General features: G+C 63.0%; 20 protein-coding genes. 4 read left to right on the top strand and 16 right to left on the bottom strand.

The features are described from left to right. Nucleotides 1–35: 35 nt before the first annotated feature. Genes KI609_RS11345 through tolB form a run of 4 tightly spaced genes read right to left on the bottom strand, consistent with a single transcriptional unit; the run spans nucleotide 36 to nucleotide 3,562 of the window. The gene (locus tag KI609_RS11345; protein ID WP_226450071.1) at nucleotides 36–866 is read right to left on the bottom strand and encodes a ThiF family adenylyltransferase; all 831 of its coding nucleotides are present in this window, start codon (nucleotides 864–866) and stop codon (nucleotides 36–38) included. Continuing rightward, entirely contained in the window at nucleotides 866–1,657 is a 792-nt protein-coding gene (ybgF, locus tag KI609_RS11340) for a tol-pal system protein YbgF (protein WP_226450357.1), read from the bottom strand. Before ybgF ends, KI609_RS11345 begins: the two co-directional genes overlap by 1 nt. Continuing rightward, nucleotides 1,657–2,196 carry a peptidoglycan-associated lipoprotein Pal gene (gene pal, locus KI609_RS11335; RefSeq protein WP_226450069.1) on the bottom strand — a complete coding sequence of 180 codons (540 nt, stop codon included), beginning with the start codon at nucleotides 2,194–2,196 and terminating at the stop codon, nucleotides 1,657–1,659. The genes ybgF and pal overlap by 1 nt, the downstream gene beginning before the upstream one ends. Before the next feature lie 46 nt (nucleotides 2,197–2,242). Then, complete coding sequence (gene tolB, locus KI609_RS11330; protein ID WP_226450067.1) at nucleotides 2,243–3,562, bottom strand: Tol-Pal system beta propeller repeat protein TolB; 1,320 nt, start codon at nucleotides 3,560–3,562, stop codon at nucleotides 2,243–2,245. Between the two features lie 178 nt (nucleotides 3,563–3,740). Here tolB and msbA point away from each other — a divergent pair, with 178 nt between their 5' ends. Beyond that, complete coding sequence (gene msbA, locus KI609_RS11325; RefSeq protein WP_226450065.1) at nucleotides 3,741–5,549, top strand: lipid A export permease/ATP-binding protein MsbA; 1,809 nt, start codon at nucleotides 3,741–3,743, stop codon at nucleotides 5,547–5,549. 133 nt (nucleotides 5,550–5,682) lie between these two features. Here msbA and KI609_RS11320 read toward each other — a convergent pair whose 3' ends face one another. The 6 genes from KI609_RS11320 to mltG form a co-directional block, all read right to left on the bottom strand. Further along, complete coding sequence (locus tag KI609_RS11320) at nucleotides 5,683–6,357, bottom strand: ankyrin repeat domain-containing protein (protein ID WP_226450063.1); 675 nt, start codon at nucleotides 6,355–6,357, stop codon at nucleotides 5,683–5,685. After that, nucleotides 6,354–7,163, bottom strand: coding sequence for a TatD family hydrolase (locus tag KI609_RS11315; RefSeq protein WP_226450061.1), 810 nt, complete (start codon nucleotides 7,161–7,163; stop codon nucleotides 6,354–6,356). Before KI609_RS11315 ends, KI609_RS11320 begins: the two co-directional genes overlap by 4 nt. 66 nt (nucleotides 7,164–7,229) lie before the next feature. After that, entirely contained in the window at nucleotides 7,230–7,589 is a 360-nt protein-coding gene (locus KI609_RS11310) for a PilZ domain-containing protein (protein ID WP_063460474.1), read from the bottom strand. A gap of 16 nt (nucleotides 7,590–7,605) precedes the next feature. Beyond that, nucleotides 7,606–8,598: a DNA polymerase III subunit delta' gene (locus KI609_RS11305; protein ID WP_226450059.1), complete on the bottom strand. Its 993-nt coding sequence runs from the start codon at nucleotides 8,596–8,598 to the stop codon at nucleotides 7,606–7,608. A gap of 26 nt (nucleotides 8,599–8,624) precedes the next feature. Beyond that, the gene (gene tmk / locus KI609_RS11300) at nucleotides 8,625–9,302 is read right to left on the bottom strand and encodes a dTMP kinase (RefSeq protein WP_226450056.1); all 678 of its coding nucleotides are present in this window, start codon (nucleotides 9,300–9,302) and stop codon (nucleotides 8,625–8,627) included. A 59-nt stretch (nucleotides 9,303–9,361) separates the two neighbouring features. After that, nucleotides 9,362–10,318, bottom strand: coding sequence for an endolytic transglycosylase MltG (mltG, locus tag KI609_RS11295; RefSeq protein WP_413463426.1), 957 nt, complete (start codon nucleotides 10,316–10,318; stop codon nucleotides 9,362–9,364). 81 nt (nucleotides 10,319–10,399) lie between these two features. On the opposite strand from mltG, the gene KI609_RS11290 reads away from it, so the two are divergent. Continuing rightward, nucleotides 10,400–11,317 carry a YgfZ/GcvT domain-containing protein gene (locus tag KI609_RS11290; RefSeq protein ID WP_226450051.1) on the top strand — a complete coding sequence of 306 codons (918 nt, stop codon included), beginning with the start codon at nucleotides 10,400–10,402 and terminating at the stop codon, nucleotides 11,315–11,317. A 178-nt stretch (nucleotides 11,318–11,495) separates the two neighbouring features. On the opposite strand, the gene KI609_RS11285 is transcribed toward KI609_RS11290, so the two are convergent. From KI609_RS11285 to KI609_RS11275, 3 genes are all read right to left on the bottom strand, one after another. Further along, nucleotides 11,496–12,353, bottom strand: coding sequence for a YbgC/FadM family acyl-CoA thioesterase (locus KI609_RS11285; protein WP_226450049.1), 858 nt, complete (start codon nucleotides 12,351–12,353; stop codon nucleotides 11,496–11,498). A gap of 8 nt (nucleotides 12,354–12,361) precedes the next feature. After that, nucleotides 12,362–13,282, bottom strand: coding sequence for an alpha/beta hydrolase (locus KI609_RS11280; protein WP_226450345.1), 921 nt, complete (start codon nucleotides 13,280–13,282; stop codon nucleotides 12,362–12,364). Nucleotides 13,283–13,408: 126 nt separating this feature from the next. Then, nucleotides 13,409–14,287 carry a 2-keto-4-pentenoate hydratase gene (locus KI609_RS11275; protein WP_226450047.1) on the bottom strand — a complete coding sequence of 293 codons (879 nt, stop codon included), beginning with the start codon at nucleotides 14,285–14,287 and terminating at the stop codon, nucleotides 13,409–13,411. A gap of 59 nt (nucleotides 14,288–14,346) precedes the next feature. On the opposite strand from KI609_RS11275, the gene KI609_RS11270 reads away from it, so the two are divergent. Beyond that, entirely contained in the window at nucleotides 14,347–15,483 is a 1,137-nt protein-coding gene (locus KI609_RS11270; protein WP_226450045.1) for an iron-containing alcohol dehydrogenase, read from the top strand. A gap of 318 nt (nucleotides 15,484–15,801) precedes the next feature. Next, a complete protein-coding gene (locus KI609_RS11265) occupies nucleotides 15,802–18,678 on the top strand; it encodes an EAL domain-containing protein (protein ID WP_226450043.1) in 2,877 nt (958 codons plus the stop codon). A gap of 72 nt (nucleotides 18,679–18,750) precedes the next feature. Here KI609_RS11265 and KI609_RS11260 read toward each other — a convergent pair whose 3' ends face one another. The 3 genes from KI609_RS11260 to KI609_RS11250 all read right to left on the bottom strand — a co-directional run bounded on the left by KI609_RS11260 (nucleotide 18,751) and on the right by KI609_RS11250 (nucleotide 23,429). Beyond that, nucleotides 18,751–19,995, bottom strand: coding sequence for a phospholipase (locus KI609_RS11260; protein WP_226450041.1), 1,245 nt, complete (start codon nucleotides 19,993–19,995; stop codon nucleotides 18,751–18,753). Nucleotides 19,996–20,117: 122 nt separating this feature from the next. After that, nucleotides 20,118–20,945 (bottom strand): HDOD domain-containing protein, encoded by an 828-nt coding sequence (locus tag KI609_RS11255; protein WP_226450039.1) that lies wholly within the window; start codon nucleotides 20,943–20,945, stop codon nucleotides 20,118–20,120. Nucleotides 20,946–21,059: 114 nt separating this feature from the next. Continuing rightward, nucleotides 21,060–23,429, bottom strand: a complete 2,370-nt coding sequence (locus KI609_RS11250; protein ID WP_226450037.1) for a Tex family protein — start codon at nucleotides 23,427–23,429, stop codon at nucleotides 21,060–21,062. Between the last annotated feature and the right edge of the window lie 70 nt (nucleotides 23,430–23,499).

The following is a 23,499-nucleotide window of genomic DNA, read 5'->3' as shown; positions in this document are numbered from 1 at the left end:
AACAATCAATTTTCAGATTGCTGCAAAGCCTTGAATTATAGCGTGCTTTTTACAGCTCTTTCTGAATTCTCGGCAAGTTTGTCCATGACCCAACCTGCCGCACATTGACCGAACGTGGCCGTCACAGCCACAACCGATCCGTACCCGTGGCAATTCAATGATCCATCGCCCAAAATGTCGCACGACGGGTCCGGGGGCGCGACAGCCTCACGGCTGAAAACGCAGGTGATACCAATCTTCTTGCCGTCGCGCGGCGCTTGGTGGTGCTTGCGCATCCGGTAGCGCAATTGCGCTAGCAATGGATCATGCGTGGTGTGGGCAAGATCATCGATGTCTACCTTGTGTGCATACCGCTTTCCACCCGCAGCCCCCACCGCAATATGGATCACCTTGGCAGTTTTAGCCCATACAGCGATCGCCAATTTGGCCTTGATCTGGTCACAGGCATCAATCACCGCGTCCACGGGCGTCACGAGTAAGGCAGGCCAGTTGTCGGTGTCTACAAAATCTTCGACGCAATGGGCCACACAGGCAGGGTTGATTTCTGCAATCCGATTGCGCATGGCCAGTACCTTCGCCAATCCGATGGTTCCCCCTACTGCATGGATCTGGCGATTGATGTTGGATTCAGCCACATGGTCGAGATCGATCAACGTGATCTGTGCTACACCGCTGCGTGCTAACGCCTCTGCAGCCCAGGAGCCGACACCACCGATGCCGATGACAGCAACATGAGCTCCTCGTATTCGGGAGGCGCCTTGGACACCGTATAACCGATTGAGACCACTGAAGCGACGCTCGAAGGATGCATCCGAAACGTCGATTACCTGATCAATCACAGCCCCCAGTGTCGTCGTGCCCGGCATTATTTCAAACGAGACAGGCGTTCCTTGGCAGCCAATGCGGCCTCGGATTGCGGATAGGCACGAATGAGATCTTCGAGCGTTTTGCGGGCTGTGCGCGTATCCTTGAGTTCGATCTGGCAATTGGCGATTGACAAAGCAGCCTCGGGAGCCCGGGCATGGCCTGGAGCGTCTGCAAGCATCTGCTTGAAATTACCAATGGCGTCTTTGTACTCGCGGGTTGCGTATTGCGCGTTTCCCAACCAAAACCGCGCAGATGGCACGTAACCGCTGCGAGGATATTGCTTCACAAATCCAGCAAAGGCAACGCCTGCGTCCGCGAATTTCCCGGATCGGAACACAGCCATCGCGGCTTCGAAGTCACGCTTTTCAGCAGGGTCCGCCTGAAACTCACGACCGTCCACGGTGACCTTGATGGGCTCAAACTGACGCAAACGCTCATCCACACCCTGCGCAATGTCTTTCTGGCGACTTTGCAGCTCACCCACACTGCGCAATAGCTGCTCATTCTGACCGTTCAGTTTCGCCTGATCGTTTTTCAGCGTGTCAATTTGCGTTTGCAGTTCCAACAAGCTGCGGCGCAACTGCGCATTTTCTTCACCCAGTTTGCGCAGCTCATCGACAGAGCGCTGATTGGATTGTTGAAACCCATCAACGCGTAGCCGCATTTCCAGAATGGCGCGGCGCGCCTCGTCGTCTTCAAACAGGGCAGCGTTTGCAGATGCCAGCAGCCCCACCGAAAGCACGGCTGCCGACAACGCCTTGAGAGAAAAATTCAAAGCGATGGCTCTCATCAACGGTAAGACAGTTCGGCACGGCGGTTTTGCGCACGTGCATCGTCAGAACTTCCCTGCACGGCCGGCTTTTCCTTGCCAAAGCTGACTGCTTCCATCTGGTTTTCAGGCACGCCCAGCAGTCCCAGCGAACGGCGCACTGCTTCAGCGCGCTTTTGACCCAGTGCCAGGTTGTACTCACGACCACCACGATCGTCGGTGTGGCCCTCGATCATGACCTTGCGGTTTGCACCCGCTTTGACGAAGCGGGAATGGGCTTCGATGAGCGACTGAAATTCGGGCTTGATGACGTAGCTGTCGTAATCAAAATAAACGATGCGTGCCACGCCCACAGGGCCGGCCGCGTCACGTGCAGACTGACCGAGATCCACGCCGGCAACGCCGCTTTGGCCGGTGTTGCCAGCGTTTGCGCCGCCGTTGGCTCCCATGGTGGAAGTCGCGTTTTTGTCTTCGACGGGTACGTCATCCAGCTTCACGCCGGAACTACAACCGGCCATCAATGCTGCAACGGTAAAGGCAAGGGTAATGCGTTTGATCATTCAAATTTCTCCTGAGACGGTTTGGTAACTAAAAGTGTGTGAAAGTTCATTGCTTTTGAAATGGACCCCAATCGGGTTCGCGAATATCGCCCGCCTGCCCCGCTAGGCGGGCCTTGATCTTGCCGTCCAGCGTTGACGTCATCAGTGCTTCTCGCCCTTGCTGCTGCGTTGCGTACACGATGAGTTTGCTATTGGGTGCAAAACTCGGGTTTTCGTCGGCGCTGGTGTCGGTGATGGCATTGGCCGTGCCAGATGAAAGATTCATCACGTAGAGCTTGAAAGCGCCTCCCACGCGAGAGATATACGCGAGCCAGCGGCCGTCAGGGCTCACGCTCGGAGAGATGTTGTAAGAGCCGGTGAAGGTCACACGCTCGGCATTGCCCCCTGACGCGCTGACTTTATAAATCTGAGGCGCCCCCCCCCGATCGCTTACAAAATAGATGCTGCGACCGTCGCCTGAAAACGCGGGTTCGGTGTCAATGCCCGGGCTCTGCATGAGCCGACGAGGCTCGCCGCCATTGGCGTCAATGGTGTAAAGCTGCGAACCACCATCCCGGCTCAGGGTGACCGCTAGCGATTTCCCGTCGGGAGCCCAAGCTGGTGCGCTGTTGGACCCTCGGAAATTGGCGATCAGGCGGCGACGCCCCGATGCCACGTCATGAACATACACAACCGGTTTGCGGGATTCAAATGATACGTACGCCAGCTGCCCACCACTGGGCGACCATGCTGGCGAAATAATGGGCTCAGGGCTCGACAGCGCAGATTGCGAATTCTCTCCATCCGCATCAGCTACCCAAAGGCTATATCGCCCTCCAGTTTTGGTCACGTAAGCAATACGCGTCGAAAAAACGCCACGCTCGCCCGTTAGCTTTTCGTAGATGAAATCGGCGATGCGATGGGCCACCAAACGCAAATCGCCCTGCGTGACAACAAAACTCTGCCCCCCTAGGTCTTGCCCCTTCACGACATCCCACAGGCGAAAGCGCACGTCGTAGCGGCCATCGGCCAAGCGGGTAACACTGCCGGTGGCCAAAGAGTCCGCGCTTTTCTGCCGCCACAACGCCACGTCGGGTCGCGCGGTCTCATCGAGCACTGCGCCCCCAGTGTCCACGGCCCGAAACTGGCCGCTGCGCTCCAGATCCGCCTGAACAATCGCCGCGATCTTCTGGGGGGCTTGGGCATCCCCCCTGAATGGGGCAATGGCGATGGGCAACTGCGTAAGCCCCACGCCCTTCACCTCGATGCGGAACTGCGCAAGGACGGGTAACGAGGGAGTGGCAATCAGCGCGGCCAGCAACTGGCGGCGCACGGGAAGCGGCGATGCCGCAGGAGAGGGGAATTTGGAGATTCGATCTGTGGTCATTGACATCCAGCAGTGGCCGAAAAAATACCGAAAGGCAAACCCGGATGTTACACACCACCGGGACACCCCTGTGACAAACTGTGAGCCACGAAGTTCTGCTGACGCGTTTGCCTTCGGCGATCACACTCCCCCGACTGCCGACAACCGCATGCCCCTGCAACCGTAGAATCCGGGCCACATGCAAGCCAAAGACATAGACGCCTCGCCCAAAACCGCCCCTCCTCCCGTCACCCCCCCCGGCTTGATTGCGCGCCTCAGGCGGCTCTCTGTTTATTTTGGCAACCAGGGTTTGGCGTGGGGTGTTGCCATTGCAGCGACCCTGGTAGGTGCAGTGACGGAGCCGCTGATTCCCGCCTTGTTGCAACCCCTTTTGGATAAAGGTTTTACCCAAGGCACCTTGCAGCTATGGATGGTTCCGCTGGCCATTCTGGGCGTCTTTTTTGTACGGGGTGTGTCGCAATTTATCGGCCAATACGCGCTTGCACGGATCGCCAACGAGGGTATGTTGGTGCTGCGTCAGGCCCTGTTTGATCGCGTGCTGGCGGCAGAGATGGGACTTTTTTCGCGCCAGTCGGCCAGCGCACTTTCCAACACCGTGGTGTATGAGGTGCAAACAGGCGCCACGCTGCTGGTCCAGGCGCTGCTGGGGCTTTCGCGCGATGGGTTCACGTTGGTCGCGCTGCTCGTGTATCTCCTGTACCTGAACTGGCAACTCACCTTGATCGTGGCAGTGGTGGTGCCGGGGGTAGCATGGATCATGAAGACACTGTCACGCCGCCTATACCAACTCACCAAACGCAGCCAGCAGGCCACCGATGAACTGGCCTATGTCGTGGAAGAAAACGTGCTCGCGCACCGCATGGTGCGCCTGCATGGCGCACAAGCGGGTCAGGCGCGCCGGTTTGCAGCACTGAGCACCAGACTGCGGGGGTTGGCCATTAAATCCACCATAGCCTCGGCAGCCATGACGCCACTGACCCAGTTGCTTGCCGCAGCAGCGCTCTCGGTGGTGATCTGCATTGCCCTGTGGCAAAGCCGGGGTGCAGTCACGGCCAAGGACGTCACCGTTGGGGGTTTCGTTTCGTTCATCACCGCCATGCTCATGTTGATAGCGCCCATCCGGCGACTGGCCGATGTAGCCAGCCCGGTGACGCGGGGCGTAGCGGCTCTGGAGCGTGGACTCGGGCTGCTGGGCGACTCTGGGGCCGAATCTGGCGGGCAATACCGTACCGACCGCGTGCGGGGATCTCTCTCCCTCGACAACGTGATTGTGTCGTTCGGCCCGGACCACGCGCCTGCACTTGATCGAGTGAGCCTGCAGGTGGCACCCGGCGAAATTGTTGCGTTGGTGGGGCCTTCTGGCGCAGGCAAAACCACGCTGGTCAATCTATTGCCAAGGTTTGTGATACCTGAATCAGGGACGATCCTGATCGATGGGCACGCTTTGCCCGAATGGGAATTGGGCTCCCTGCGCTCACAATTTGCCATGGTGAGCCAGGACGTGGTGATGTTCAACGACAGCATTGCCACCAATGTGGCGCTGGGCCATGTGATCGACGAAAAACGCGTACATGATTGCCTTGCCGCCGCCAACCTCGCAGAGCACGTTGCAGCGCTCCCGCTCGGGATCCACACGGTGGTGGGACACAACGCCACGCAATTGTCGGGCGGGCAACGCCAGCGTTTGGCCATTGCCCGCGCGCTCTACAAAGACGCACCCATTTTGATTCTGGACGAGGCTACTTCAGCACTCGACACAGAATCGGAACGGTTGGTGCAAGAGGCCTTGCAGCGCCTCATGCAGGGGCGCACGACCCTGGTCATAGCGCACCGGCTTTCCACCATCGAACACGCGGATCGGGTTGTTGTGATGGAACGCGGGCGCATTGCCGAGCAAGGCACACACAGCGAACTGATGGCCTACGGCGGCCTGTATGCGCGTTTGCAAACGCGGCCGGCTTCTGGCAATACCATGGCACAGCATTGAGGGGAACGAGGTGCATGCGCCTCTGTGCGTGCGACAGTCCCTAGTCCCTAGTCCCTAGCCCCCAGCGCAGCCCAAACTTTAGACAGCCTCTCAGGCATTCAAAGTCGTGTCCGGCTGGCTTCGCTCCCGATGGCTACCACTTGCCGTGGTTGGGCTGGCGTTTTCGCACGGCGGCAGCGATCTTTTCGACAACCCCTACACGGTTCGTCTGCGACGCAAAATCTGATGCCGAAAGCCCCAGCTGGTTCTTGAGCGTGGGGTCTGCCCCCTCGTCCAACAAAAGCTGAACCGCCTCTTCAGAGCCATAGCGCGCTGCCATCATCAAAGGCGTAGTGCCATTCGGAGAGGCTGCGTCGATGTATGCGTAGTTCTCCAGCAGCATGCGGGCTATGGCCACGTGTTGTGCCGAGCTCGCGGATGCCGCATAGTGCAAAGGCGTCCACCCTGTCTTGTTGACGTCGGCGTCGCGTGCCATCAAGGCCTTCACAACGTCGACCTGGCCCTTTAGCGCGGCCATCATGAGGGGACTTTCATCCTGTGCGTTGCGCGCATTGACATTCGTTCTGCGCGACGCGAGCAAAGCAGCGAAAGCCTTATAGCGTTCGTTTTGCAATGCAAGGACAAGACCCACCTGCTTTTTTTCATCCCGCGTGTTGGGATCAAATCCCCGGCGAAGCAGTGCCGTGATGGCATCTCCATCGTCTCGCACGATAGCGACGAAAAAATCGTCGTAAGCACCGGCCCATGCAGAAGGCACGGCCAAGCCCAACATCACCGCAGCCAAAGCAGAACGTCGTTGCAAATTCATGGTGCCGTCACGCCTTTGAACAAAGTGTCGAAATTGTGGCTGGTGGCTTCGGCCACCGCTTGCAGCGCCACCTCTTTGATTTGTGCGACTTGTTGCGCCACCAAAGGAACGTAGGACGGGTTGTTCGTTTTGCCCCGATAGGGCACTGGTGCAAGGTAAGGGCTGTCGGTTTCGATCAGCATGCGATCCAGCGGAACAAAAGCCACCACATCACGCAAGTCTTGCGCACTTTTGAATGTGACGATGCCCGAGAAAGAAATGTAGTAGCCCAGGTCTAGTGCCGCACGCGCCACCTGCATCGACTCGGTGAAGCAGTGAAACACGCCCCCAGCCAGGTTGCCGGGGCCCTCTTCCCCTTCCTCTCGTAGGATGGCCAAAGTGTCGTCCGAAGCACTGCGGGTATGAATGACAAGGGGTTTGCCACACGCGCGGGCCGCCCGTATGTGATGGCGAAACCGGTCACGTTGCCACTCCAGGTCGGCAATGCTGCGGCCACCCTTGCGGTCTTCCATGCCGTAGTAATCCAGGCCTGTTTCGCCGATGGCCACCACACGGGGCAAGGCGGCGCGATCGAGCAAATCCTGCACCGAGGGCTCGCTCACACCTTCGTTGTCGGGATGCACTCCGACCGTGCTCCAGAAGTTGTCGTATGTGGTTGCCAGCGCGTGAACACCGTCGAACTCTTCGAGGGTGGTACAGATACACAACGCCCGCGTGACCTGTGCGTCGGCCATCGCCTGACGGATCGCTGGCAACTGGTTGAGCAATTCTGGAAAGTTGAGATGGCAGTGCGAATCAGTGAACATGCGGTTTCAAAATAAAAAAGCCGACCAGCGAGCGCAGGTCGGCACAGACAGGAGGTGGGCGTGTACTCAAATGGTCTGCGTCGGGCGATCCGAGCCCAGCGCGGTGCCCAGCAGCTCCTCAATTTTGGCCTTGAGCTGGCGCGACTTCTCGTCCTTGGGGAACTGGATACCAACCCCTTGCGTGCGGTTGCCTGCGGCACGTGCCGGGGTCACCCATGCCACGCGACCCGCCACGGGATAACGCTGCGTGTCATCGGGCAGCGTAAGCAACACATAGACATCATCGCCCAGCTTGTAGTCACGCTGGGTGGGCACAAAAATGCCCCCTTCGGCAAAAAAGGGAATGTAGGCGGCGTAAAGGGCGCCTTTCTCCTTGATGGCCAGCTGCATGACACTGGGACGGGGCGCTGTGGATGGACTGCTCATGAAAGGTGTTTGCGTCTTAGTGCTTGAAGTGTAGGGTGTTTCTCGCCTGGGCGACAAGCGCCTCCAGCATGAGGCCGCCGTTGAAGGGATGGTCTGCCGTGCGAGCGGCCTTGGACAAGGCTTTGGACCAACGGGTCAAGGCCCCCAGCGGGGGGGCCTTGGGTAAATCGGCCAGCGCAAAATAACGGGGTGCCGCGCCCACGCTTACGGCCAGAAGGTCATGGCAGAGCTTTTGCAAGGCATCGATCACCTGGGCGGGCGCCCAGTCACCCAATGCGCTCACGTCGCCGCGAGCCACGGCCTGTGGCAGGGCCGACCAGGATTGAGGGCTGCGGCCCGATTGAGCCAGCGCCAGTGCGTCTTCTGGCCGACCGCCAGAGGCACGTAAAAAAGAGGCCGCGGCATCGGGTGCAATGCCTTGGGCCTGCAACCACGCCTGCATATCCACATCCGCGGGCCATACCATCGTGTGGCCCAAACAGCGGCTGCGGATGGTAGGCAGCAGCTGGTGCGCCGCCTCGCTGGCCAGCACGAAGCGCACATCCCCCGGCGGCTCTTCCAGTGTCTTGAGAAGCGCATTGGCCGTGACGTGGTTCATCTGCTCGGCCGGGTACAGCAGCACCGCCTTGCCGCGCCCACGGGCCGAGGTGCGCTGGGCAAACTCGACCGCATCGCGCATGGCCTCCACGCGGATCTCGCGGCTGGGCTTGCGCTTTTTGTCGTCGATATCGGCCTGGGCTTTTTCGGACAACGGCCAGCCCAGCGCCATCATCTGCACCTCGGGCATCAGCACGCACAGGTCGGCATGGGTGCGCACGTCGATGGCGTGACAGCTGCCGCACTGGCCACAAGCACCCTGGGCCGTGGGGGCATCGCACAGCCAGGCGCGCACCAGCTCCATGCCCAAGGCATATTGCCCCAGCCCCGAAGGCCCCTGCAACAGCCAGGCATGGCCGCGCTGCGCCAGCAAACGGGTGCGCTGGGTAGCAATCCAGGGGGCAAGGGCCATCGCTGGCTCTGCGGCGGAGACCCCACTCATTGCGGCCCCTTCTGAGCAGCCACCATGATGGCCAGCCAGCCCTTGCGCACAAACACGCTGGTGAGCTGCTGCCACACCCGGTGGCGATCCTGTGCGGCATCCAGCCGCGCAAACCGCTGCGGGGCCGCTGCCGCCCGGTCGGCATAACCTTGCGCAACCCGGCGGAAAAATTCGATGGGCTGGGCCTCGAAACGATCCGGGATGCGCGCCCCGGCCAACCGCGCCGCAGCCACTTCAGGCGCCACGTCAAACCAGACCGTCAGGTCAGGCTCTCGCATCAAATCGGCCTTTGGCGCAGTGCCTGTCTGCACCATGCGCTCCAATGTTGATAGCACGCCCAGGTCAAACCCCCGCCCGGCACCCTGGTACGCAAACGTTGCGTCGGTGAATCGATCGCACAGCACCACCTCCCCGCGCGCCAGAGCGGGCTCGATGACATTGCACAAATGATCGCGGCGCGCGGCAAAGATCAGGAGCGCCTCGGTGAGAGCATCCATGGGGTCACTCAGCACCATGTCGCGCAGCTTCTCAGCCAGCGGTGTACCGCCCGGCTCACGGCTCACGGTCACGGCGCGGCCCTGGGTGCGAAAGGCGGCAGCAAGGCCTTCAATGTGCGAGGACTTGCCCGCGCCATCAATACCTTCAAACGTGATGAAAAGACCGGGATGTGACATGGGAACCTTGGTTGAATCCGTGCCTGCTTGCAGGCAAGCAGGCGTGTAGGTGCGGCCGCCTATTGCCCCCGCTGATAGCGGTTGACGGCACGGTTGTGCTCCTCCAGCGACGGGCTGAAATGGCTGGTCCCATCGCCCTTGGCCACGAAGTACAGCGCACGCGTGGGCTCGGGCCGAACGGCCGCCAGTAGAGAGGCCTTGCCGGGCATGGCTATCGGCGTGGGCGGCAGGCCGGCGCGCGTGTAGGTGTTCCAGGGCGTATCGGTTTGCAGGTCGCGCCGGCGCAAATTGCCGTCGAATTTTTCGCCCAGCCCGTAGATCACGGTGGGATCTGTTTGCAGCAACATGCCAGAACGCAGGCGATTGGCAAACACGCCTGCAATCTGGCCGCGGTCGCTGGCGCGGCCCGTTTCTTTTTCGACGATGCTCGCCAGGGTCAGCGCCTCATCCGCAGATTTGAGAGGGGTATCCGCCGCCCGCTGTGCCCAGGCGGCCTCCAGTCGGCGGTCCATGGCATGCAGGGCCCGGCGCAGCAGGGCCACGTCGCTGGAGCCCTTGGCAAAGGTGTAGGTGTCGGGGAAAAACCGGCCCTCGGGTGCCACGCCGGGGCGACCCAGCAGTGCCATCAGGGCTTCATCGGTGAGTGGGGCGGAGTCGGGTTTGAGTTGCTCCTCTTTGGCCAGCGCACGGCGCACCTGGCGCCAGTTCCAGCCCTCGACGAGGGTCAAGGCACGCAAGGCCTCTTCGCCCCGCACCAGCTTGCGCAACAAACCAAGAGGTGTGGTGCCCGGCGGGATTTCATAGTTACCTGCCTTGATGTCCCGGTCTTGCCCCGACACCCGAAACCACGCGTAGAGAAGCCGCGCATCGGTCTGCACTCCAGCCGCGACCACGTCCCGGGCCACGCCGCGGGGCGTCGTGCCGGGCTCGATGGCGAGTTCAAGCGCCTGCGTGCCTGCGCCCGCCATGGGCATTGGCTGGTGCAGCCACCAGTAAGCCGCGCCGCCCAGTGCCATCAAAACCACCACGATCAAAGCCAGTAAACGTCGCACAACCCTGCTGCCTGTATGTAAGGGAGCGGGCATCATAATTCAGCGATGACTTATTCATTGAATGGCATCACCCCCCTCTCCCACCTTGGCGTGATTCGCGTGGAAGGCGAAGACGCTGCCAAGTTTCTACACGGCCAGCTGACCCAGGACTTCGCCTTGCTGGGCATGGACCAGGCACGTTTGGCAGCCTTCTTGTCGGCCAAGGGGCGCATGCAGGCCAGCTTCATTGGTTTCAAGCGCAGCGCGACCGAGATCCTGCTGGTGTGCAGCCTCGACCTGCTTGCGCCCACGCTCAAGCGCCTGTCCATGTTTGTGATGCGCGCCAAGGCCCGGCTGACCGATGCCACGGCCGACTTTGCGCTGTACGGCGTGGCGGGCGACACTGTGGCGGCCATCGCTGGCGGCGCGCAACCGGCATGGGCAAAAACCGATGTGGACACTGCCACCATGGTCCACCTGTACCCGGCCGATGGCCAGCCGCGCATGCTGTGGGTCGCGCCAGCGGCCACGCCGGCGCCCGAGGGGCCTGCGCTTGATACGGCTCTGTGGCTATGGGGCGAAGTACGCAGCGGCGTGGCCACGCTGAGTGCCCCGGTGGTGGAGGCCTTTGTGCCGCAAATGCTCAATTACGAATCGGTTGGCGGGGTGAACTTCAAGAAGGGCTGCTACCCGGGGCAAGAGGTGGTGGCGCGCAGCCAGTTTCGGGGCACGCTCAAGCGACGCGCCTATGTGGCCCATGCGGCGGCTGACGTGGTGGTAGGTGCGGAGGTGTTCCGCACCACGGACCTGGAGCAACCCTGCGGCACCGTGGTGCAGGTGGCTTGCGCCCCCGGCGGCGGCGTTGATGCCATCGTCTCGTTGCAGATTGCAGCGGCACAAGAGCACAGCTTGCAGGTGGGTGCGGCAGACGGCGTGACGCTGTCCCTGTTGCCCCTGCCCTACGCCCTGCTCGAAGATATTTGAATGAAAATGGGCTCTTCTAGCGAATGCTAGTGATGCACTCGATAAATGTCGTACGTTGAAATCGCCGTCTTCAGACGTGCGGCGAGTTCCATCACTACTATTCGCTAGAAGAGCCTGAAAATGGCCTCTAGCGCTTATTGAATAATCGCTGGCAGCTCATTTTTTTATAGCAAATCAGTCACAACGGCCGCGCCATGGCGATGTGGGCGATCCCCGCTTCTTGCCACGGCTCGCCCACCACCGCAAACCCGGCCCGGCGATAAAACCCCTCGGCATTGCGCTGGGCGTGCAGACGCACCTCGTGGTCGCCCCGGGCCTGCGAGGCGTCGACCAACGCATCCAGCAATTTCCGCCCCCATTGCGCGCCGCGCACCGAGCGGTCCACGGCCATGCGGCCAATGCGGCCCACGCCCCGGCTCTCTTGCAGCAGGCGGCCTGTGGCTACCGGCATGCCCAGGCGGTTATAGACCACGGCATGGCGTGCAGAAGCATCGAGCGCGTCGGCTTCAATGTCGGCCGCAATACCCTGCTCGCGGACGAATACGGCGGTACGCAGGCGGCCCGCGTCGCGGCCCAGGGCATTCCAGTCGCCGGTGCGCACTTCCGCCATATCGGTGCCTGCCTCAAAGCCCTCGAAGATGGCGCGCAGCGCAGGCGGCACGGGGCGCGAGGTTTGGGTGGCGGGGTCGGCAAACACATACACCAGCTCGCCCGACACCAGCAGCTGGTCGCCGCTGAAGATACCCGCCTCGAACAGGCTGGACGAGTTGCCCACCCGCGCGCAGCGCAGGCCCACATCCAGCGTGTCGTCCAGCCGCGCCGAGGCGTGGTACTCGACCGTGGCCTTCTTCACATACATCTCGCCACCCAGGGCCAGCATGCTGGCCTCATACGGCAACGCCAGCGCGCGCCAGTAGTCAGACATGGCCGTGTCGATATACATGAGGTAGTGCGCGTTGAACACGATCTTTTGCATATCCACCTCGGCCCAGCGCACGCGCAGGCGGTGGAAGCAACGGAAATCACTGCGTTGCATGGGTTCGTTTACTCCAGGTGAAAAGCCAGACGCAGCGCGCGGGCCGCGTCGGCATGGGCCTTGCGCGCTTCAGGGATGGCGCGGCCCATCTTGATGAATTCGTGGGTCACGCCCCGGTAGATGTCGAGGTCCACCGGCACACCAGCCAGGCGTAGCTTGTCAGCGTATTCGATGCCTTCGTCCACCAGCGGGTCGCATTCGGCCAGGCCGATCCAGGCGGGTGCCACGCCTTCCACATCGGGGGCAAGCAAGGGGGCAAAACGCCAGTCTTCGCGCTCTTCACGGGTGTTGACGTAGTTGCCGAAAAACCAGCTGATGGCGGGCTCCTCCAGCACCAGGCCGCGCGCAAAAGTGGCATGGGACGGCGTGTCCTGGTGCGCAGCGCAGCCGGGGTAGATCAGCAGCTGCAGTGCCAGCCGCAGGCCCGCATCGCGCGCGAGGATGGCGTTGGCCGCAGCCAGCGTACCGCCCGCGCTGTCGCCGCCCACGGCCAAGCGCTCGGGGTCTGCGCCCAGACTCTTGGCATGGGCCGCAAGCCATTGCAAGGCATCCCAGGCATCGTCGCTGGCCGTGGGGAAGCGGTGCTCCGGCGCCAGCCGGTAGTCCAGCGACACGACCATGCAGCCCGACAGGCGCGCCAGCTCGCGGCACAGGATGTCGTGCGTGGCAATGCTGCCGATGGTGAAGCCCCCGCCATGCGTGTACAGCAATAGCGGCAACCCGGCGTCCGTGGTCGGTGCGTACAGCCGCGCGGGCAGCGCGTGATCATCGCGGGCCGGGATCTGAAAATCCTCCACGCGCGCAAGGGTGGCCTTGGGTACTTCCAGCACGTCCGCACCCGCCTGGTAGGCGACGCGGGCGTCCTGGGGGGTGCGGGTATGCAAAGGGGCATGCCCTGCGCGGGCCATGCGTTCCAGCACGCTGCGCATCTGGGGGGTCAAGCGGGTGTGGTGAAGATGAAGGTGCGGATCGGTCAACAGTCAAAATCTCGGAAGCAGAAAAACACAGCGGCCCAAGCCAACGCCCACAGGGCGTTGGGGGGGCAGAAAAACGGCCTATTTAAAGATCAGGCGCACGGGCGTAGCCCCCGGTAATCCGTCGTAGGTGGCCGTCACCGACAGGCCTGCCCTGGGTGGCAGCAGCGGCGAAAACGAGCCCAGGCTGATGAGGTCGCCCGGCTGCATGGCAAGGCCTTCCTGCGCCAGAGCGCCCGCAAGCCACACCACGGCATTGAGCGGGTGCTCCAGGATGTCGCTACCCTTGCCGCCGCCCAGCCGCACACCACTGCCATCGGTCAGCGCCACGTTCATATCGGCCAGTGCCTGCAGTAGCGCATAACGTTCGGCGCGATAGGCCGGCACCGCCATGGGGGCGGCCGCCACACCAAGCCGGGCACCCACGTTGATGGCCGTCACGCCAGCGCCGTTGAGCTTGGGCGGCGCCTGCACCATCAGGTCGGGCAATTCGACAAAGGGAATGATCTGGTCCACCGACTCCAGCACCTCCATGGGCGTTTTGGCGTGGTTGATGGCGGCACTGCTCACACGCACCAGCATATCGGCCTCGTACAGCGGGCGGGCACCAAACGCCGCGTCCACAGTGGCCCCGCTTTGCAGCACCATGCCTTCATACAGCTTGCCCCACACCGGCTTGTCGGTGTTGAAGCGTTTTTGCACCGCCGGGTTGGTGAGGCCCGCCTTGTAGCCAATGACCTTGCCCAGACGCTGCGCCAGCAGCACATTGACCTTGGCACGCGTACAGGCGCCATCCGCATCCGACAGGTTTTCGGGGTTCGCTGCCGGGGTTTTGGCCAGGTAATGGGCGACCATGTCGGCAGCTTGCGCATCGGTAAGGCACTCCGCCTGCGCCGATGTCGCAAATGCGACGAACGCACTGGCCAGCAGGGCGGCGATGAGGGTTTGCTTCGTGGTCATCGGTGTCTCCGGGTTGTAGAGTGTTTGCAGCAATCGTAAACGTAACTCCCGAACTCACCATGGCCCTCATTTACTACGTCACCCAGATCCAGTTCGAATTCGGCGCCGTCCAACTGCTCCGGCAGGAATGCGAGCGCGTAGGCATCACGCGCCCGCTGATCGTGACGGACCCCGGTGTGAAGGCTGCGGGCGTGCTGCAAAAGGCGCTGGATGCCCTGCCCGGCATGACCGTCGCCGTGTTTGACCAGACGCCATCGAACCCCACCGAGGCCGCCGTGCGCGCCGCCGTGGAGATGTACAAGGCCCAGGGCTGCGACGGCCTGATCGCCGTGGGCGGTGGCTCGGCCATCGACTGCGCCAAGGGCATTGCCATTGCCGCCACACACGAGGGGCCACTCACCCACTACGCCACCATTGAAGGCGGCTCGCCCCGCATCACCGACCGCGCGGCGCCACTGATCGCCGTGCCCACCACCAGCGGCACGGGCAGCGAGGTGGCGCGCGGCGCCATCATCATCGTTCATGATCATCGCAAGCTCGGCTTTCACTCGTGGAACCTGGTGCCCAAGGCCGCCATCTGCGACCCCGAACTCACGCTGGGCCTGCCCCCCATGCTGACCGCCGCCACGGGCATGGATGCGATTGCGCACTGCATGGAGACCTTCATGTCGGCTGCGTTCAACCCCCCGGCCGATGGCATTGCGCTCGATGGCCTCACGCGCGGCTGGGCAAACATCGAGCAGGCCACGCGCAACGGCAGCGACCGCGACGCTCGCCTGCACATGATGAGCGCCAGCATGCAGGGGGCCATGGCGTTCCAGAAGGGCCTGGGCGCCGTGCATTCGCTCAGCCACAGCCTGGGCGGCGTGAACCCCCGCCTGCACCACGGCACGCTCAACGCCATGTTCCTGCCCGCCGTGGTCCGCTTCAATGCGCAGGCTGAATCGGTGCAAAAGGAAAGGCGCCTGGAGCGCATGGTCCATGCCATGGGCCTGCAAAGCGCGAGCGATATCCCCGAAGCCATCCGCGACATGAATGCCCGACTGGGACTGCCCACAGGCCTCGCCGCCATGGGCGTGACCGAAGCGATGTTCGACGACATCATCAAGGGCGCCCTGGCCGACCACTGCCACAAGACCAACCCGCGCATCGCCACGCCAGAGGAATACCGCAGCATGCTGGCCCAGTCGCTCTGAGCCTCCGGGCTATTGTTACGCTCCATCCCCGCGCACGGGGTCACGCGGTGGTGCGCTGCGTGGTGGTGTGAGTGAGCCAAAGGCCCAGCCGAAGGCTCTGGCATTCACACACCGCTGGATGTGCATCGGCCCGTCCACTCGCGTCCAGATCCCCCCCAACGTGCGCATCAAGCAACATTTCGGTGGATTGCGTTGTCCATCGCAGGGCTACCCATATGTAACAGTCCGCTACACGCTAGACTCCCCCCCCGGTCAACAATTAATTAACAATTCATTACCCTGGGGTTATTGGGGGAGAGAGGGCCATTGGCAAACGTGATGCGTATCGAAAGTCTCAGCACGTGGCTCCTGCGAGGCACCTACCCCCGGCTGTACATACCCATTGTGCTGATCGTCGTGATGGTCCTGGGGGTGCGCTACCACTATCTCCTGGGGTCGGAAACCGAAGAAGCCCATCAACACGCGGTGGCACAGTTGCGGCGCGCCAGCGACTATCTGCTGCCGCGCCTGGCACGGGTACAGGCGTCGGACAGCGCAACCATGCAGAGCCTGCTGAACGAGGGCATCCGCCACCTGGGGCCAGGCATAGACACGCTGCAGTGGGAGCCACGCGAACGGGACGCCATCACAGCGCACGCAGCCCCCGCCATTGCCCATGCGCCGCCATGGTTTATCGGCGTGCTCGACATGCCTGTTCCAGTGCAGCAATCGGGCCAGATACAGGCCGATGGCACCGCCGCACGCCTGACCGTGACGCTGCAAACCGCCCCGTTGGTGGATCGGGTCTGGCACAACATACTCGTTCAGGCACGCATCTCGGCGCTCAACGTATTCACCGTCTTTTTGCTGCTCACGCTGCTGCTGCGCGCCAACGCCCGCATGCTGCGCCGCCTGGCACGCGCCACGGATGCCTTTCGCCACGGCCACCTGGACGCACGCATGGAAGTGGCCGGGACGCTGGAATCGCGGGCCATCGCCGCCACGTTCAACGACATGGCGGGCAAAGTCCAATCGCTCGTGCTTTCACTGCGCGAAACCCAGCACCAACAAAGCGAGCAGCTGCATTTCACGCGCCAACTGATCGACGCCCTGCCCTTGCCCGTTTTTGTGCGCAACACCGACGGCGCACACCTGGATGCCAACCGCGCCTGGAAGAAGCTTTTTCATGCGACGGCCGAGCCCGCACGCCCCCACGCACACCAAGCAGCCACCCCGTGGCCTGCAGAACTGGCACCCGCACGCTCGGCGCAGTTGGCTGCGGCACCCAGCAACGAAATCCGTATCCATCCCCCCCGCCAATCGCCCCGAGACATGGCGTATTACGAAGCGTCGTTCACCACCACCAGCGGGGCATTGGCGGGCACGATCGGTGCGCTGGTCGATGTGACGGAGCGCAAGCGCGCCCAAGAGGCCCTGCAAGCCGAAAAGGAACGCGCCGAAGTCACCCTTGCGTGCATTGGCGACGGTGTCATCACCACCGACCTTGCCGACCACATTCAAACCCTCAACGAAGCTGCCCAGCTGATGACGGGCTTCACGCCCGAGCAAGCCACCGGTTGCCCGCTGGGTGAGGTGTTTCGCCTCTACCAGCAACCCGGTAGCCCCGCCGACACAACGGCCACCACCCTCAGCGACAACCCGCCGGGTGCGCTGAGCCAGCCCACACAAGAGGTGCTGATCCACCGCTCAGGCGAGCGCTATGCCATCGAATACACCGCGGCGCCGATTCGCGAGGGCAATGGCCTGGTGGTAGGCCGTGTGCTTGTCTTCCGCGATGTGACCGAAACCCGCAACCTGCGCCACCAGATCTCGTGGCACGCCCGACACGACGCACTGACAGGCCTTTACAACCGCGCCGCTCTGGCCGAACGCCTCACACACGCCACCTTTGTGGCACGCAACACGCAGCAGCTGCTGGCGGTGTGCATGCTCGACCTGGACCACTTTCAAACCATCAACGACACGCACGGCACCCGGTTTGGTGACCGTCTGCTCAAGGAGGTCGCTCGCCGCCTGGAGTCGTTCATCACACCGCGCGACGCGGTGGCACGCATGGGTGGCGATGAGTTTGTGCTGCTGCTGGGCGAACAGCCCGATGTGCCCGCCATCGAGGCCCGGCTCGCGGTGCTCAGGCAGCAGTTGAACGCGCCCTACGCCATTGCCGACCGAAAGGTGAATGCCACCGTCAGCATCGGTGTGGCCCTGTTCCCCCTCGACAATACCAACCCCGACACCCTGCTGCGGCATGCCGACCAGGCCATGTGCCAGGCCAAGAGTTTTGGCCGCAACCAGCTGCACGTGTTTGACGTGCAACACGACCATGCCGTGCAGACCCAGCACTCGCGCCAGACCCGCGTGGTCCAGGCACTGCGCGGCGGAGAGCTGGTCTTGTACTACCAGCCCAAGGTCAACCTGCGCACCGGCGAGGTGCTGGGCATGGAAGCGCTGCTGCGCTGGCAGCACCCCGAGCAGGGGTTGCTGGGCCCACAGCATGTGCTGCCGATGGTGGATGACATCGAGCTGATGGTCGAACTCGGCGAATGGGTGCTGCAAACGGCGCTGACACAGATGAGGCAATGGACCGATGCCGGCATGTTGTGGGAGGTCAGCGTGAACATCGCCGCACCGCACTTCCATCAACCCCAGTTCGTGCAGCGGCTCCAGGACATTCTGCACACCTGCCCCGAAGTGTCCCCCTCGCGGCTGGAGCTGGAAATCCTCGAATCCGCCGCGCTGGAGGACATGCAGTACATGCGCAGCATGATGCAAAGCTGCCAGGCCCTGGGGGTGCGTTTTGCGCTGGATGACTTTGGCACCGGCTACTCGTCGCTGTCCTACCTCAAGCGCCTGCCCGCCGAAACCATCAAGATCGACCAGTCTTTTGTGCGCGGCATTCTGGATGACGAGGACGACCTCACGCTGGTCAGCGCCATCGTGGCGCTGGCAGCGGCGTTTCAGCGGCATGTGGTGGCCGAAGGTGTGGAAACCGACGAACACTGCGCCAAGCTGCTGATGCTGGGCTGTGAACGGGCCCAGGGCTTTGGTATTGCACGCCCCATGCCTGCGCACGACGTAAGCGCATGGGCGCGGGACTACGCCACCCGCCACGCGGCCTTTCCACCCGGCAAACCGACACCGGGCGGAGCACCCCACGCAGCCCTGAAAAACGCGCCCTTACGCCCTGCCCTGGTGTGATTCGCGCAGCCGCCCTGGCCCTGACCACGCGCGGCAACGGCGATGCGCCATCGGCGCTGCAATCCCCAGCGCCTACAACGCCAGGACCTGCGCCATGTCCGGGCGTGCCAGCCATTGAGCCCATTCATCCGCCAGCTGCTGACTGGCGCGTATTGCGCCCAGCCACGCCTTGGCGCGCGCGCCGCTGTCGGTGCCGTAATGGGTGAAATCCCTGCGGTCTGGCAGCTTGGCGTTAGGCAGGGTACGAACCCAGTCGGGGTGGGGAGAGAGCACCACCACACGGTCGAGTGCGGGCGTGGCATGGTGGCGCCACGCCAGCCCCTTGTCGAGCCAGCCAGGGACCACCTGGTGCTGAAAGTGGGGATACAACACGATGCCACGCTCAGCGCTGAAGCTGTCAGCGCCACCAATTTTCAAGTCTTTTTGGCCTCCAGCTCTTGATGGATAAGCGCTAGCAGCTATCAAATCAGAAGCATTCCCGGGCACTAACTGCTGCCCGTACGCCAGATGCAGGTGGTAGTCCGTGATGCCACCGTCCCAATACGCGCCGCGCGGCGCACCGGGGATGTCGTGCACGGCCTGCAATACAAAGGGTATGGAGCAACTGGCCTGCAGCGCCGGCAAAAAGTTTTCCACACTGAGCCCCACCTGGCGCGTGGGGTAGTCGACGATGCCAAACGGAAGCCGTGGCAACACCTGCGACACGGCGCCGTTGCCCGCACCACCCGCCGCCGCCGCCATGGGATCGTGCCCAGGAACGGGTGATGAAAACACCACGCGCTCCAGCCACGCGCCCAGGGCCTTGCGGTGCACGGCATTCGACAAAAAAGCCGCCAGATAACCCAGTGGCGTGGCCACACCATGCTCGCGGCGCAACAGTCCGCGGCCGCGTGACGTCACGATATGCAAGCGGTAGCGCGGGTGGTTGAGCACTTCATGCACCCGGCCTGCGTAAAACGCCTGCAAGTTCTGCCCGAACCGCTCGCTCACATGCGTGGCCGTGGGGCGCCTTTTGCCTGGGGGCAATTCATAGTGCTGGTGAACGTAGTCGTGCTCCAGGCGCTCAAACGCTCCCTGGGCGTCTTGCAGGCACGCCGTGGCCATGCGCCACGCGCCAATGGATGCACCCACCAAATCCACCGGCTGGCACGATTGCGCCAGCCACTCACCAAAGATGAACCGATCCAGCGGCCCCAGAACCAGCCCCTTGGGCCCACCCGCTGCGGCAGGGATCACCCCCACATGGGCGGGCTGCAGCCCATGTTTTTGAAGGTGACGAAGGGCGCCGGGACCGGCATGGATACGCAGGGCTTTCATGCACACGATTGTCGCAAAGCAAAGCAACGCAACGCAACGCGGCGTGAACAGCGACCATCGACCAGCGTGAGGGGCAGAGCCGCCCGCCGCCCCATCCCCAAGCGCGGACTGCCTGCCTCCGACTACACGATGTAGTCGGCCGCCTCGGGCTTGGCGGTCCAATCAATGGGGTCTTGCTGCAGCACCATGTCGATGTCCAGTCCCAGGGTCAAGCCCACCTCTCCAGGGAAAGACACGGCCAGCTCTTTGTCCGTGAGCTCGGCTTCACGGGCGCGGGCGCGCCACGCCGCCAGATGAATGACCCCCGCCAGGGGCTCATAGGCATCGCCATCGAACGGAGCGCTTTGGTATTGCAGCGCGTCGATCACCACCCCGGGCAACTGCCAGCGGCGGGCGCACCCGGCGGTCACATGGCCATAGCTGTAGCCAAAGATGCGTTGCTCGATCCGGTCGCGGCGCAGATCAAACGGCGCCACCAGCGTGTTGACCGCTTGCGCCTTCTCAGGGTCTGCAAGGTGGATGACGAGCTCGCCCACCGCGTGCAAAAGGCCTGCCGTGTAGGCAGCAATCTGGTTTTGGTGAACGATGCCCGCCAGCGAGCGGGCCAGCTTGGCCGTGTTCAGGCTGCAACGCCAGAACTGTTGCATGTTCACGCCGGGCACTGACCGCGATGTGGTGCCCAACGGTGCCGTGGTGACCAAAGCGCGCAACTGCGCAATGCCCAGCAGCGCCAGCGCCTCCGGGATGCCCGAAATCTGGCGCGGCAGTTGAAAGGCCGCAGAGTTGGCCAGTTCCAGCAACCGGGCCGCCAGCGCGGGGTCGGTGCCAAAGAGCTGATTCAAACGCCGCAGGCTGGGCTCGCCGTGCGCCAGCTCACTCATCAGCAACGCCACCGCGCGCGGAAAGCTGGGCAGCGCCACAGGTTGGGCCAGCAGTGCGTTCAACTCCATGGGGTCAGGGTGCCTCGTGGTTAAGTGGTGCATTAGGCCAAGGGCCTATCGAAAACAGGCGCTTGGTTGCTGGCGATTATGGACCGGTGGGCCACCGGCCCACCATCCTGGCGCCTACCTGCCTTTGACTTGTTGCAGCTTTGCAAATGCCGATGCCATGGCCGACTGCTGCGTGGACTCGGGCGCGCGGCGCTGCGGTTGCGCATACCCCCGGCCTGCACCCTCAAACCGGTTATCGCGGGGTGCACCCCGGTCGCCGCCCTGGCGTGGTGGTGCATCGCCCAGCTTCATCGACAGGCCGATGCGCTTGCGCTCCACGTCCACCTCCATGACCTTGACCTTGACGATGTCGCCGGTCTTGACCACTTCGCGGGCGTCGTTCACGAACTTGTGCGCCAGCTGGCTCACGTGCACCAGGCCGTCCTGGTGCACCCCCAGGTCGATGAAGGCGCCAAACTGGGCCACATTGCTCACCGTGCCCTCCAGGATCATGCCTTCCTTCAAATCCTTGATGTCTTCCACGCCGTCGTTGAAGCGCGCCACCTTGAAGTCCGGGCGCGGGTCGCGGCCGGGCTTCTCCAGCTCGGCCAGGATGTCCTTGACGGTGATGACACCAAACTTCTCATTGGCGAACAGCTCAGGCTTGAGGGTCTTGAGCATGTCAGAGCGACCCATGATCTCGGCCACCGGCTTGCCCGTCTTTTCCATGATCTGCTCGACCACGGGATACGTCTCAGGGTGCACGCCGGTCATGTCCAGAGGGTTCTCGCCACCCCGGATGCGCAAGAAGCCCGCGCTCTGCTCGAAGGTCTTGGCGCCCAGGCCGGCCACTTCCATCAACTGCTTGCGGCTCTTGAACGCGCCATTGGCCTCGCGCCAGCGCACCACCGCCTTGGCCACGCTGCCCGACAGGCCCGACACGCGGGAGAGCAGCGGCACGCTGGCCGTGTTCAGGTCCACACCCACCGAGTTCACGCAGTCTTCCACCACCGTGCCCAGCGTGCGCGCCAACTCGCTCTGGTTCACGTCGTGCTGGTACTGGCCCACGCCAATGCTCTTGGGGTCGATCTTCACCAGTTCGGCCAGCGGGTCTTGCAGGCGGCGGGCGATGGAGGCGGCGCCGCGCAGGCTCACGTCTACATCAGGCATTTCCTGGCTGGCGTATTCGCTGGCGGAGTAAACCGACGCGCCCGCCTCGCTCACCACCACTTTCTCGATGGCGCGGTCTGCCTTGGCAGCCAGCTTGACGAGGTCGGCGGCCAGCTTGTCGGTTTCACGGCTGGCCGTGCCGTTGCCGATGGCAATCAGGTTCACGCCGTGCTTCTCGGCCAGCTTGGCCAGGGTGTGCAACGCCCCTTCCCAGTCGCGGCGCGGCTCGTGGGGGTACACCGTGGCCGTCTCCACCAGCTTGCCGGTGTCGTCCACCACAGCCACCTTCACGCCGGTGCGAATGCCGGGGTCCAGCCCCATCACCACGCGCGGGCCCGCAGGCGCGGCCAGCAGCAGGTCACGCAGGTTGTCGGCAAACACCTTGATGGCGACTTTTTCAGCGTCGTCGCGCAGGCGGGCAAACAGGTCGCGCTCGGTAGAGAGGCTCAGTTTCACGCGCCAGGTCCAGGCCACGCACTTGCGGATCAGGTCGTCGGCCTTGCGGCCCGCATGGCTCCAGCCCAGGTGCAGGGCGATCTTGCCTTCGGCCAGGCTCGGCTTGCCTGGCTCCGGCTCAACAGGCAACACCAGCTTGGCTTCGAGAATTTCGAGGCCCCGGCCCCGGAACACCGCCAGCGCGCGGTGCGAGGGCACGCGGCCAATCGGCTCGTCGTATTCAAAGTAGTCGCGGAACTTGGAGACCTCGGGATCGTTCTCGTTCTTGCCCTCCACCTTCTTGCTGCGCAGCAGGCCCTCGGCCCAGAGCCATTCGCGCAGGCTCTGCACCAGGGCGGGGTCCTCGGCCCAACGCTCAGAAAGAATGTCGCGCACACCATCAAGAACAGCAGGCACGGTGGAGAAGTCCGCACCGGGCTTGCCGTCGTCCAGTACCTCGGGCGGCCTCGTGAATGCCGCTGCTTCAACGGCCGGGTCCAGCGTGGGGTCGGCAAAAAGCTTGTCAGCGAGTGGCTCGATGCCAAACTCCCTGGCGATCTGGCCTTTGGTGCGGCGCTTTTGTTTGAACGGCAGGTAGATGTCCTCCAGCTCCTGCTTGGTCGGTGCGGCGGCGATCGCTGCGCGCAGTGCATCGGTGAGTTTGCCTTGCTCGTCAATGCTTTTAAGGACCGCAGCGCGGCGGTCGTCCAGCTCGCGCAGGTAGCCCAGGCGGGCCTCCAGTTCACGAAGCTGAATGTCGTCGAGCCCGTTGGTTACTTCCTTGCGGTATCGGGCAATAAACGGCACGGTGGCCCCGCTGTCGAGCAGCTCTACCGCTGCGCGTACCTGTTGTTCACTGACCCTGATTTCTGCGGCCAGTTGCCGAATGATCTGCTGCATGGGCTGCTGAGGTTGCAAAAGACGAAGCGCGCGAGTGTGCCATAGCTGCAAGGCCCGGGCCTCCATACCC

The organism is Acidovorax radicis, from assembly GCF_020510705.1.
In the GTDB taxonomy this organism is placed as follows: Bacteria; Pseudomonadota; Gammaproteobacteria; order Burkholderiales; family Burkholderiaceae_C; genus Acidovorax; species Acidovorax radicis_A.
This window is presented reverse-complemented; position numbering and strand designations above follow the sequence as displayed.